Source organism: Mesorhizobium sp. 2RAF21 (genome assembly GCF_052115345.1).
GTDB classification, from domain to species: Bacteria; Pseudomonadota; Alphaproteobacteria; order Rhizobiales; family Rhizobiaceae; genus Mesorhizobium; species Mesorhizobium terrae.
In genome coordinates this window covers 53,006-65,914 of record NZ_JBFRGM010000016.1, presented here as the reverse complement: position 1 = coordinate 65,914, position 12,909 = coordinate 53,006, and the positions used below count along the sequence as shown (strand labels likewise).

Annotated in this window: 11 protein-coding genes; 4 read left to right on the top strand and 7 right to left on the bottom strand. The window is 62.3% G+C overall.

The features are described from left to right. The first annotated feature begins 1,164 nt into the window (after positions 1–1,164). The gene (locus tag AB4136_RS24430; protein WP_024924011.1) at positions 1,165–1,857 is read left to right on the top strand and encodes a TerC family protein; all 693 of its coding nucleotides are present in this window, start codon (positions 1,165–1,167) and stop codon (positions 1,855–1,857) included. 179 nt (positions 1,858–2,036) lie between these two features. After that, positions 2,037–3,353, top strand: a complete 1,317-nt coding sequence (gene rimO, locus AB4136_RS24425; protein ID WP_024924010.1) for a 30S ribosomal protein S12 methylthiotransferase RimO — start codon at positions 2,037–2,039, stop codon at positions 3,351–3,353. Between the two features lie 107 nt (positions 3,354–3,460). Here rimO and AB4136_RS24420 read toward each other — a convergent pair whose 3' ends face one another. From AB4136_RS24420 to pcsA, 7 genes are all read right to left on the bottom strand, one after another. Next, entirely contained in the window at positions 3,461–4,090 is a 630-nt protein-coding gene (locus tag AB4136_RS24420; protein WP_024924009.1) for a glutathione S-transferase family protein, read from the bottom strand. 83 nt (positions 4,091–4,173) lie between these two features. Further along, positions 4,174–5,241: a BMP family ABC transporter substrate-binding protein gene (locus AB4136_RS24415; protein ID WP_024924008.1), complete on the bottom strand. Its 1,068-nt coding sequence runs from the start codon at positions 5,239–5,241 to the stop codon at positions 4,174–4,176. A 50-nt stretch (positions 5,242–5,291) separates the two neighbouring features. Beyond that, the gene (locus AB4136_RS24410; protein ID WP_024924007.1) at positions 5,292–6,212 is read right to left on the bottom strand and encodes an ABC transporter permease; all 921 of its coding nucleotides are present in this window, start codon (positions 6,210–6,212) and stop codon (positions 5,292–5,294) included. A 1-nt stretch (position 6,213) separates the two neighbouring features. Further along, positions 6,214–7,329, bottom strand: coding sequence for an ABC transporter permease (locus AB4136_RS24405; RefSeq protein WP_024924006.1), 1,116 nt, complete (start codon positions 7,327–7,329; stop codon positions 6,214–6,216). Further along, on the bottom strand, positions 7,326–8,900 hold the full coding sequence (locus tag AB4136_RS24400) for an ABC transporter ATP-binding protein (protein WP_036255255.1): 1,575 nt from the start codon (positions 8,898–8,900) through the stop codon (positions 7,326–7,328). Before AB4136_RS24400 ends, AB4136_RS24405 begins: the two co-directional genes overlap by 4 nt. 122 nt (positions 8,901–9,022) lie before the next feature. Next, on the bottom strand, positions 9,023–10,000 hold the full coding sequence (locus AB4136_RS24395) for a quinone oxidoreductase family protein (protein ID WP_137901220.1): 978 nt from the start codon (positions 9,998–10,000) through the stop codon (positions 9,023–9,025). Positions 10,001–10,002: 2 nt separating this feature from the next. Continuing rightward, positions 10,003–10,809, bottom strand: a complete 807-nt coding sequence (pcsA, locus tag AB4136_RS24390) for a phosphatidylcholine synthase (RefSeq protein WP_024924003.1) — start codon at positions 10,807–10,809, stop codon at positions 10,003–10,005. A gap of 284 nt (positions 10,810–11,093) precedes the next feature. Here pcsA and AB4136_RS24385 point away from each other — a divergent pair, with 284 nt between their 5' ends. Further along, positions 11,094–12,308 carry a UbiH/UbiF family hydroxylase gene (locus AB4136_RS24385; protein ID WP_024924002.1) on the top strand — a complete coding sequence of 405 codons (1,215 nt, stop codon included), beginning with the start codon at positions 11,094–11,096 and terminating at the stop codon, positions 12,306–12,308. A 223-nt stretch (positions 12,309–12,531) separates the two neighbouring features. Beyond that, the gene (gene hspQ / locus AB4136_RS24380) at positions 12,532–12,855 is read left to right on the top strand and encodes a heat shock protein HspQ (RefSeq protein WP_024924001.1); all 324 of its coding nucleotides are present in this window, start codon (positions 12,532–12,534) and stop codon (positions 12,853–12,855) included. Positions 12,856–12,909: the final 54 nt, after the last annotated feature.

Genomic DNA, 12,909 nt, shown 5'->3' with positions numbered 1-12,909 from the left:
ACGTTCCGCTTCTGAGCGCGACCTGTGTCCGTTCATGCGCCAGCAAATCTCGCCCAGCCTGACTGCCAATCTGCGCGGTCCCGGCGTCGAGAAAAATATTAACGTACGATCCTCCAACTCGATCGATGGCCGAGGGTGCGAAGATAATCGTTCCGTTATTAGCACCGTCCCCCGTGCTGCCGATGTTGAGGCGGGGTACGAACATACCGCCCTCGATATGTAGAATGCCGACAAATGTCCCGACAGCGCCGCTAACCACCGAAAGGCTGAATTCCCTCTCGGCTGAGTTTATTATGATGGTACCCGAATAAGTGCCCGTGGTTGAAAAGCGATAGCCCGCCCAGGCGGGGCCGGCGGCGGCGGCCACCAGAGCGGTGGCGGCCAGAAGGCTGCGCCGGAAGGCACGAGCGCACCTTTTGGCCGGCTGGGCGGAAATCGTCATGGTCATGGAAAAGTCCCTCTTGAAGCGTCGAACATCGCGATGAACGAAGCGCGCGGGCCGGGACCGCGCGGCGCGCCGAAAAGGTCGCGCCGATTGGCCGGCAGGGTTTCTTTTCGCCAAAACGCGGGCACATATGGCGACACCCCCACCCTGCCGGCCGCATGCGACCGCAGGAGCCGTGCGGCGCAATGCTGGTCTATGCTCACGAAAAATCGCATTTCCGGCCCGTGGATTCGTTCATTCCGGCCAAGGCGATAGCAGCGGGCGCAAAACCGCGCCCCGTATGAACAGAGGGGGAAAATCGAAAAACAGCCGTGTTCGGGACGATTTTCGGCTGAAAAACGCGCCGCGCCCGACCAATGAGTGGGAATTGCGGCCGATCCGCCGCCGTGGGCGCTCTCCGATTCCCGACTGAGTCCGACTACCGGTCGACCATGGCTGCGGGAACGGCAAAATCCGGCGCCGGATTGCTCACCTGCCCGTCGTCAGGACTATCGAGGCAATGGCGGGCCGAGCCGGCGGAGGCTCCGGCGTCCTCAAGCATATCGCACCTCAATCCGATGCATTCCGCCCGTGGCGGTTCGGGCCAAAGCCTTATGTTTCGGTGTGGAACGGAGCGTGATCCGGCCAATCCGGTGCTGCGCTTGACGCCATGATGCGATACACGTAGGGCCACATTTTATGTAGTTCGATTCAAAAACCGATGAGGGGCACTTCCGCTTATGGAAATCTTCACCGCCGCTGGTTTTTCCGCCCTTCTGCAGGTCATCGCCATCGACCTCGTGCTTGCCGGCGACAATGCCATCGTCATCGGCCTTGCGGCGGCGGGCCTGCCCAAGGACCAGCGCAAGAAGGCGATCCTGGTCGGTATCGGCGCCGCGACGGTGCTGCGCATCATCTTCGCCCTGATCACGCAATGGCTGCTGGCCTTCGGCCCGATGCTGCTCATCGCCGGCGGCCTGCTGTTGTTGTGGGTGTGCTGGAAGATGTGGCGCGAGCTGCGCGTCAGCCACGAGGAAGAGCAGGAGGCCACCGAAGCGCTGGCGGATGCGGAAAGCGACGGCGCCGCCGCCAAATCGGGAAAACCGCGCAAAACCTTTGCCCAGGCGGCGTGGCAGATCGTCATCGCCGATGTTTCGATGTCGCTGGACAATGTGCTGGCGGTCGCGGGCGCGGCGATGGAGCACCCGACGGTGCTCATCATCGGCCTGGCGCTGTCGATCGCGCTGATGGGGTTTGCCGCCTCCTTCGTGGCGCGCCTGCTGCATCGCTTCCGCTGGATCGCCTATATCGGCCTGCTGATCATCCTTTATGTGGCGCTGAAGATGCTGCTCGACGGCGCCGTCGAGCAGTTCCCGAACCATTTCGGTTTCCTGGCGCCTTGGTTCGGGCCTAGCGTCGGTGGCGCGCATTAGGTCGAGGACGACCCGGGCCACTCAGGCCCGGGCGCCCGGCTGCGCCTGAGGTTTGCTTGCCAGGCGAACTGTGCTATTGCGCGCGCCGAATAGAGCACCGCACTGGTGCCATGCCGAAAACGAACGAATTCCGGGCCGGACCTGCAAGGTTTCCGGCCCGCGTCCATTGGAACGCCGCCATGACCGCAGCACCCCGCGTCAGCTTCGTCAGCCTCGGATGCCCGAAGGCGCTGGTCGATTCCGAACGCATCCTCACCCAGCTCCGCGCCGAAGGCTACGAGATCGCCCGCAAGCATGATGGCGCCGACCTTGTCGTCGTCAACACCTGTGGCTTCCTGGATTCGGCGCGCACGGAGTCGCTCGACGCCATCGGCACGGCGATGAAGGAAAACGGCAAGGTCATCGTCACCGGCTGCATGGGCGCCACACCGGAGCTGATCCGCGAAAAGCACCCCAATGTCTTCGCCATCACCGGCCCGCAGGCCTATGAGAGCGTGATGGCGGCCGTGCATGAGGCAGCGCCGCCGGCGCATGATCCGTTCACCGACCTGGTGCCGCCGCAGGGCGTGAAGCTGACGCCGCGCCACTATGCCTATCTGAAGATTTCCGAAGGCTGCAACAACCGCTGTACCTTCTGCATCATCCCCGACCTGCGCGGCGACCTTGTCTCGCGACCGGCGGCGGATGTGCTGCGCGAAGCGGAAAAGCTGGCGAACGCCGGGGTGAAGGAACTGCTGGTCATTTCGCAGGACACCAGCGCCTACGGCATCGATGTCAAATATGCGACGTCGGTCTGGAAAGAGCGCGAGGTGCGCGCAAAATTCCTCGACCTGTCGCAGGAACTGGGCGAGCTCGGCATCTGGGTGCGCATGCATTATGTCTACCCCTACCCGCATGTCGCCGACGTCATCCCGCTGATGGCCGAGGGCAAGATCCTTCCCTATCTCGACATTCCCTTCCAGCATGCCTCGCCGCAGGTGTTGAAGAACATGCGCCGCCCCGCCCATGGCGAAAAGGCGCTGGAGCGCATCCGTGGCTGGCGCGACGTTTGCCCGGACCTTGCCATCCGTTCGACCTTCATCGTTGGCTTCCCCGGCGAGACCGAGGAAGACTTCGAGATGCTGCTCGACTGGATCGACGAGGCCAAGATCGACCGCGCCGGCTGCTTCAAATACGAGCCGGTCAAGGGTGCGCGTTCCAACGACCTCGGCCTCGAGCAGGTGCCGGACGAGGTCAAGGAAGCGCGCTGGCATCGCTTCATGCAGCGCCAGCAGAAGATTTCGGCTGCCGCACAGGCCAAGAAAGTCGGCAAACGCCTGCCGGTCATCATCGACGAGGCCAACGGCACCACGGCCAAGGGGCGTACCAAATATGACGCGCCCGAGATCGACGGTTCGGTGCATATCCAGTCGCGGCGCCCGCTGCGCGTCGGCGACATCGTCACCGTCAAGGTCGACCGCGCCGACGCCTATGACCTATACGGCTCGGCTGTGTGATCCTTGCTGAGGTGCGCTGCGCGGCGCCCTCAACCAGACAGACGGACTGAAGAGCTGTATTGCGGCGCAGTGCCATCGCGCATGGAACAGCCTGCCTCTCGTCGGCCTCAACTGTCGAACAGCGGCGTGACTTTCGAGGCAAGCTCTGCCTCCTTGGCGCGATAGCGTTTGTAGGCCGGCCGATCGGTGGCACGGGCGATGTAGTCGACAAAAACCGGAAGGCGCGGCAGCACCTTCAGGATGTTCATGGTGAAGTCGATGCCGCCGGCGAGCTGCGTGTCAGCTGCGGTAAAACTATCGCCGACCGCATAAGGATGTTTCGAAAGCAATTTTTCGAGATTGGCGACCATGTCGTCGAACAGGCCGAACGAGAAGTCGCTACCGGCATATTCCCAACCCTTCGACCGCACTGCGATGGCGGGGTCAAACACGGAATCGCAATAGACCAGCCGCGTCATATAGGCGGCGCGGCTGGCGTTGCCAATCGCGGGTGCGAGACCCGCTTCGGGAAACGCGTCGGCCAGATAGATGCAAATCGCCGCCCGTTCGGTGACGATTATGCCGTCGTGATCGATCGCCGGCACCTTCTTGTTCGGCTGAATGGCACGGTAGCCCTCCGGAACACCGCCCGGAGCGCGAATATCGACGAGTTCAATCTCGTAGGGTTGGCTGAGTTCCTCAAGTAGCCAGAAAACGGTCGAAGCCCGTGACCAGGGCGTACAGTAGAACTTCAGCATTTCGGCCTCGCCTTCCTTCTCAGGCTGTCAAAGATAGGCGATCTTTCTACCAACCCCTCCCTGACAGCCTGTTGTCAGGAGGCTTACTGCGGCAGCTTGTCGTCCACGCCCTTGACGTAGAAGTTCATGCCAAGCAACGTCTTGTCGTCGGCCACTTCGCCGTCCTTCAGCCACGGCGTGCCGTCCTGTTTCGCGACCGGGCCGGTGAAGGGGTTCCAGCCACCGGCGATCTTCTTCTGCGTGGCTTCCGCCATCGCCTTCACGTCGTCCGCCATGTTGGTGTAGGGCGCCATGTGCACGGCACCAGCCTTGATGCCTTCCCAACGGTCTTCCGGCTTCCAGGTGCCGTCCAGCGCCTTTTCGACGCGCTCGATGTAGTACGGACCCCAGTCGTCGACGATCGCGGTCAGCTGCGACTTCGGCGCGAACTTGATCATGTCGGAGGCCTGGCCGAAACCGTGCAGGCCGCGTTCCTGCGCTACCTGCAGCGGCGCGGTGGAATCGGTGTGCTGGACGATGACGTCGGCGCCCTGGTCAAACAACGCCTTGGCGGCGTCGGCTTCCTTGCCCGGATCGAACCAGGAATTCACCCAGACGATCTTGGCCTTGAAGTTCGGGTTGACCGACTGCGCGCCGAGCATGAAGGAGTTGATGCCCATCACCACTTCCGGGATAGGGAAGGAGACGATGTAGCCAGCGACGCCGGCTTTCGATTCCTTGGCTGCGATCTGTCCGAGAATGTAACGGCCTTCGTAGAAACGGGCGTTGTAGATGCCGAGGTTCGGCGCGGTCTTGTAGCCGGTGGCGTGCTCGAACTTGATGTCGGGGAACTTGGCCGCGACCTTCACTTCTGCGTCCATGAAGCCGAACGAGGTGCCGAAGATCAGCTTGCAGCCCTGGCGTGCCAGGCGCTCGAAAGCGCGCTCGGCGTCCGGACCTTCAGCGACGTTTTCGAGATAAGCGGTCTCGACCTTGTCGCCCAGCTTCTTTTCAACTGCGAGCCGACCCTGATCGTGCTGGTAGGAATAGCCGAAGTCGCCGACCGGGCCGACATAAACCCAGCAGGCCTTCAGTTTTTCGGCGGCCTCGGCCGAGACGGCGACGGACAGCGCCGCAGCCGAAGTCATCAGGGCAATCAGTAGCTTTTTCATGATGTTACCTCTCTGGATTAACCTTGCTATGCTGGTCTTTTTCTAGGTTGTCAACGATCCGGAACGAAAGCCTGTCCGAGCGAAGCGGGCGTGTTCATCATCGTCAGGCGCTTGTTGCGCGAGATGACGACGAGGACGACGATGGTGGCAAGATACGGCAGCGACGACAGGAATTGCGAGGGGACCGGGATGCCGAACGCCTGCGCATGCAACTGGCCGATCCACACCGCGCCGAAGATATAGGCGCCGGCCAGCACCCGCCACGGCCGCCAGGACGCGAACACCACCAGCGCCAGCGCGATCCAGCCGCGGCCGGCTGTCATGTTCTCCACCCATTGCGGCGTGTAGACGAGGGAGAGGTGGCCGCCGGCGAGCCCGGCGCAGGCCCCGCCGAACATCACCGCCAGATAGCGGTAGCGGATGACCTGGATGCCCAGCGCATGGGCCGAGGTGTGGCTGTCGCCGATCGAGCGCAGGGTGAGGCCGGTGCGGGTCTTGAACAGGAACCACGACACGCCGAAGACCAGCGCGATCGAGATGTAGAAAATCGGATCCTGCCCGAACAGCAATTTGCCGACCACCGGCAGGTCGGTCAGCAGCGGAATGTTGAGATTGGGCAAGCGCTCGCCCGGCAGGCCGACGAAGCCAGTGCCGATCATGCCCGACAGGCCGAGACCAAGCAGCGTCAGCGACAGGCCGGTCGCGACCTGGTTGGTGGCAAGCGACAGCGTCATCACCGCAAACAGCAGCGAGAACAGCGCGCCGACAACAATCGCGGCCACGAGGCCGACCCAGGGCGAGCCGGTCAGATAGCCGGCGCCGAAGCCGGCGACCGCACCCATAACCATCATGCCTTCAACGCCGAGGTTCAGCACGCCGGAGCGCTCGACCACCAGTTCACCGATAGCCGCGATCAGAAGCGGCGTAGCGGCCGTGGCGATGGTCAGGAGAATGTTGACGGTGATGTCCATGTCAGTGGGCCTCTTCCAGCTTCGGCGTCGTGTCCAGCTTGGTCGCAGGGGCCAGGCCGACGAGCCGGATGCGGTAGTGGATCAGCGTGTCGCAGCCGAGAACGAAGAACAACAACATGCCCTGGAACACACGCGCCACCTTGTCGGAGAGGCCGAGCACGCTTTGGACGGCTTCGCCGCCGAGATAGGTCAATCCGAGCACAAGGCCCGCCGCGACGATGCCCAGCGGATTGAGACGACCGAGGAAAGCCACGATGATCGCGGTGAAGCCGTAACCCGGCGAAATCGACGGCTGCAATTGGCCAATCGCGCCGGACACTTCGGAAATGCCGGCAAGCCCGGCGAGAGCGCCTGACAGCATGAAGGCGAAGAACACCATGCGGTTGAAGCTGAAGCCGGCGAACCGCCCTGCCCGCGGGCTGGAGCCGAGGACGCGGATTTCAAAACCTTTCAGCAGGCGGCTCATCAAAAGCCAGACCACCACGGCGGCGACCAGCGCGAAGACAAAGCCCATATTGGCGCGGCCCGACATCGGCATCAGTTCCGGCAGAACCGCCGACGGGTTGAACTGGACGGTCTGGGGGAAGTTGAAACCCTTGGGATCGCGCCATGGCCCGCGCACCAGCCAGTCGAGGAACAGCTGCGCGACATAGACCAGCATGAGGCTGGTGAGGATTTCGTTGGTGTTGAAGCGGGTCTTGAGCAGTGCTGGGATGGCCGCGTAAGCCGCACCGCCGACCATGCCCATCAGAAGCATCAGCGGCAGCACGAACGGCCCCTGCATCTGAGGATACAGCACCGGGATGATCGAGCCGGCGATGGCGCCGAAGATGAACTGACCCTCGGCACCGATGTTCCAGATGTTGGACCGGAAACACACCGACAGGCCGACTGCGATCAGGATCAACGGCGCTGCCTTGATCGCCAGTTCGTGCAGCTGCCAGACCTCGGTGATCGGCGAGATGAAATAGGTGTAGAAGGCCGACAGCGGATTGATGCCCAACAGGGCGAACAGGATCGCGCCGGCAATCATTGTCAGGGCGAAGGCGATGAAGGGCGAAAGCGCTGAAAACAGCGCGGAACGCTGGGGACGCTTGACGAGTTCGAGGCGCATCACGCGGTCTCCAGGCTGTGTTCGGCGTGACCGGGCTCGGCGCCGCCCATCAGCAGGCCGATCCGTTCGAAAGTGGCTTCCGCGATTGGGATCGGTTTCGACAATTCGCCATTGTGCATGACGGCGATGGCGTCGGATATCTCGAACAGTTCGTCGAGGTCCTGGCTGATGACCAGCACTGCCGAGCCGCTGCGCGCCAGCTCGATCAGGGCTTGGCGGATATGGGCCGAGGCGCCGGCATCGACGCCCCATGTGGGCTGGTTGACGACCATGACCGTCGGGTTGCGATCCAGCTCGCGCCCGACGATGAATTTCTGCAGATTGCCGCCGGAAAGCGCCGCGGCTTCGGGATCGGGAGCACTCTTGCGCACGTCCATCACCTTGATGATGCGTTGCGCGGCTTCGTAGACGGAGCCGTTCTTGACCATGCCGCCGGCACCGACAAAGGCTCTGGCGTCGGTGGCGTGCCGTGAAAGCAGCAGATTTTCCGAGAGCTTCATGCGCGGCGCGGCACCATGGCCAAGGCGTTCCTCGGGAACGAAGGCCGCTCCCAGCATGCGCCTGCCGGTGATGCCGAGCAGCCCCGCATCCTTGCCGCGAATCCGCACGATATCGCTGCTCGCTTGTTGCGTCTCGCCGGACAGTGCTTCGAAGAGTTCGCCCTGGCCGTTGCCGGCGACACCGGCGATACCGAGAATCTCGCCCGCCTTGACCGAGAGCCAGATGTTCTTGAGTGGCATGGAGAACGGCCCGGCCGGCTTGCGGCTCAATCCGCAGACACTCAGCAGTTCCGGCGCATCGGCCAGCGATACCGGCGTGCGTTCAGCCGACTTGACCTCGCTGCCCACCATCATGCGGGCGAGCGACGCGGCCGTTTCCTCTCGCGGATTACAGTGGCCGACCACCTTGCCATGACGCAGCACCGTTGCACGATCGCAAAGGCGCTTCACCTCTTCCAGCCTGTGCGAAATGTAGAGGATCGATTTGCCCTCGGCGCGCAAACGTTCAAGCGTCTCGAACAGCTTGTCGGCCTCCTGCGGGGTCAGCACCGAAGTCGGCTCGTCGAGGATGATGAGTTGCGGCGCCTGCAGCAGGCAGCGGATGATCTCGATGCGCTGGCGTTCGCCGACGGACAGGTCGCCCACCAGCGAGTCCGGATCGAGCGGCAAGCCGTAAGAATAGGAAAGCGCCCTCGCCTTCGCGGCGATCGTATTGATTGGTGCGCCGTCATCCAGCGAAAGCGCGATATTTTCGGCCGCCGTCAGCGCCTCGAACAGCGAAAAATGCTGAAAAACCATGCCGATGCCGAGCTTCTTGGCAACGCTCGGACTGGTCATCCTGACGGCCTCGCCATTCCAGCGGATTTCGCCGGAATGCGGCTCCAGCGAGCCGAACAGCATTTTCACCAGCGTCGACTTGCCGGCGCCGTTCTCGCCGAGAAGCGCGTGGATTTCGCCTTTCGCGATGGTGAGGTCGACATGATCGCACGCGGTCAGCGTGCCGAATATCTTCGTCAGTCCGCGGACCTCTAACAGGTTCGCGGTGCCGTCTTGTGCACTCACAGTGCCTCCCATCCGGTTTTCCCAGATATGTTCTGTGTTCCCGCAATCATCGTAGGCAGCAGCTGCTTATTTCGGATAGCGGCACGCATATTGAAAGAGCTTCAAGAATTTCAGCAAGACACCTAGGTTCGCGCTCAAGGAATAAGCACTGTCGCTCCTGTCGTCTTGCGCCCTTCAAGATCGGCGTGGGCTCTTCCGGCGTCCTTCAAAGCATAACTCTGATTGATCTTGATCTCGACCGCGCCGGCCAGCACGACGTCGAACAACGCCCGAGCCGACGCTTCGAGATCCTCGCGCCTGGCGTTGTAGACGAACAGCGTCGGCCGGGTGGCGAAGAGCGAGCCTTTCTGCGCCAACAGCGCAATGTTGAAAGGCGGGATCGGACCTGAAGACTGGCCAAACGATACGAACGTGCCGAGCGGTCGCAAGCAATCCAGCGAAGCCGGGAACGTATCCTTGCCGACCGCGTCATAGACGACATCGCATTTGCGGCCACCGGTCAGGCGGGCAACCTCAGCAACGAAATCCCGCGTTTTGTAATCGATGACATGGTCGTAGCCATGCGCCCTGGCCAGTTCCGCCTTGTCGGGCGAGCTGGCCGTGCCGATCACCGTCGCGCCAAGGTGCTTGGCCCATTGGCCGAGGATCAGGCCGACGCCGCCGGCCGCGGCATGATAGAGAACGGTGTTACCTGGCCCCACCTTGAAGGTACGCCGCACGAGATATTCGGCGGTCATGCCCTTCAGCATCATGGCTGCGGCCTGTTCGTCCGAAATGCCGTCGGGAATTTTCACCACGCGATCAGCCGCGATCACCCGCTGTTCGGCATAGGCGCCGACGGCAACCGCATAGGCAATGCGATCTCCCACCTTGAGGCCTTCGACGCCTTCGCCCAGTTCAAGCACGACGCCGGCAGCCTCGCCGCCCGGGATCAGCGGCAGGCCGTCCGGGGCCGCGTACAATCCGTTGCGGTAATAAACGTCGATGAAATTGAGGCCGATCGCCGTGTGCCGGACTAGGATCTGGCCGGGTCCCGGACGACCGGGATCGACGTCCTCGTAAATCAGCGCTTCAGGTCCGCCATGGGCGTGAATGCGGATGGCCTTGCTCATCTTCAAGCTTTCCTGGCGCCGAGATTGGGGAAGAACTGCATAACGCCGCCGATGCAGAACAGATAGAGGCCAGTCAGGCTGATACCGATCTTCGTGAACAGGCTGACCTGTTCACCTAGAACCCCGATCTGATTGTAGAAACTGGCCAAGGCCGACTGCGCCAGCGCAAGCGCGCCGAAGGCGCACCAAAGCAGCGTAACCGTCAAATTCACCGGCCGCAGCCGCACCACCCGGACGGGGTGCAGGAAATTGATCGGCACGAAGGTGAGAATGCCGGCCGTCACTACGATGGCGAACGACACCCATTGGCCGGGCTCGATGACAAAGAGCGTGAACACAACCATGTTCCACACCACCGGGAAGCCCTTGAAGAAGTTCTCCTTCGTTTTCATGCCGGTGTCGGCGTAGTAGATCGCGCTCGACACCACGATGATCGCCGCCGAGAGGAAGGAAAGCCCCTCGCCCATGAAACCGCGCTGGTAAAGCGCGAAGGCAGGGATCAGCACGTAGGTCACGTAGTCGATGATGTTGTCGAGCAATTCGCCCGACCAGGTCGGCAGGATTTCCTTGACCTCAAGCTTGCGCGCGATCGGCCCGTCGATACCGTCGACGAACAGCGCGAGACCCAGCCACCAGAACATCGCCGTCCAGCGTTCCTCGCTTGCTGCAACCAGCGACAGGAAAGCCAGGAAGGATCCTGACGCCGTAAGCAGATGGACGGAGAACGCCCTCGCTTGCGGCCATGTCAGCTTTTTCTTCGGGCGTGGAATGCGCTCGACAATCTTTTTCGCGGTTGTTTTGTTTTTCACGGCCCCGCCAATCCAGCTTGCAGAACGCCCCGGTCCCCTTGTCGCTGGGACACTAATAGGAGGGTGGCGACCCGTACAAGCGGTATCGCATCGACCCGGCCAACGGGTCCCCGGTCAGCCGAGCGTTCTTCGATCTCGGGAAGCGGGTGGATCATGGGTTAGCAATGGGCTGAATCGCCACGTTGATCAAGCAAGTCTCACTGCACTATATGCATTGTTCACGGCTGGTCGAACCGACACCCGAAAATGTTTGATCCGCCTGCCGAACAACGGGGCGCTCACCGATGCCAGACAACACCGCCAAAGCCCCTGTTCTCGTTGCCGGTACCGGTCCAGCCGGCCTTGTCGCGGCACTCGGCTTCGCTCATGCCGGTTTTCCAGTGACGCTGGCTGGCCCCGAGGCCAATGCCGCCGACGGCCGCACCACCGCGCTGATGAACCCGGCACTCAAGGTCCTCGAACGACTGGGTGTGCTCGAAGACTTGCGGGCGGTCGCCGCGCCTTTGAAGGTGATGCGCATTGTCGATGCCACGCGCCGCCTGATCCGCAGCCCGGTCGTCACCTTTCGCGCGAGCGAGATCGATGAGGAGCAGTTCGGCCTGAATTTCCCCAACACTGTGCTCAATCCCGCGCTGGCAAAAGCGGTCGCAGTGCACCCTGGCATCGAATGGCGCAAATCGCTGGTCGAGACCTGGTCCCTCGACGCCGATGCGGCGACCGCCCGGCTCACCGATGGCACAACCGCTTCGGCTTCTCTCGCCGTTGCCGCCGACGGCCGGCTTTCGCCGGCCCGCGAGGCATCCGGCATTGCCACGTCCAAGCGCCCCTATCCGCAAGCTGCGCTGGTGCTGAACTTCACCCACCGGACCGACCACAACTTTACCTCGACCGAGTTCCACACCGAAACCGGCCCGTTCACCCAGGTGCCTCTACCCGGCAATCGTTCGAGCCTGGTCTGGGTGGTCGAACCCGAAACCGCGAAGGAGCTGGCGGCGCTTGACGACGCTTCGTTGTCGCTGCGGGTGGAAGAGCGCATGCAATCAATGCTTGGTCGCGTCACCGTCGAGCCCGGCCGGCAGATTTATCCCTTGTCTGCGGCGACACCGTTGCGCTTTGCGGCAAAGCGTATCGCGCTGGTCGGCGAAGCGGCGCATGTGTTCCCACCGATCGGCGCACAGGGGCTGAACCTTGGCATCAGGGATGTCGACGACCTCATTGGTGTTGCTTTGAAAAACTCGTCCGACCCCGGCGCGGCAAGGGCACTTGCCGCCTATGATTTCAAACGCCGGCCCGACATCCTCGCCAGGAGTGGTGCTGTCAATCTTTTGAACATGTCGCTGCTTTCTGACATGCTGCCCGCGCAGATGGCGCGCAGCGCGGGACTGAGCTTGCTCGGTGGTTTTGCGCCACTGCGCGCCTTCTTCATGCGCGAGGGCCTGCGCCCCGGCAGCGGTTTCGCCGCCATCTTTGGCGGGTTAGGGGAACAGGTCCGCCGGTAGAATGCCGTGGCGGCTCAGATAAAAACGGCCCGGTGACGGTGAATACCGGCAGGCAGGTCGTGTCGACACGCTCGCAGAAGCCCGCTGTACCCAGACCCCATTATGTCATTCACCGATCCTCCTTGTTTCAGGCTAAAGCCTAGGGATCGCGCGCAATCAGCAAAGGATTGAATTGCGGCCGATGCTGCGCCAAATAACAATGGAAAGTCGCGTGGTGAGTATCATGAAAACAGCCAGATTCTCGATCGGACAGGTGGTGCGCCATCGGCTGTTCCCGTTCCGCGGCATCATCTTCGACGTCGACCCGCAATTCGCCAACACGGAAGAATGGTATCAATCCATTCCCGCCGAGGTCAGGCCAAGCAAGGACCAACCTTTTTACCACCTGCTGGCCGAGAATTCGGAGACCGAATACATCGCCTATGTCTCGGAACAGAACCTGCTGGAAGACGATTCCGGCGACCCTGTCCGCCATCCACAGATCAAGGACATGTTCGACAAGAAGCCGGACGGCCGCTACGAGCCGAAGGGCCAATCCAGGCACTGAGGGCTCGGCCTAAAAGCAAAAAGGCTCCGGATTTCCGGAGCCTTTTTCGTATTA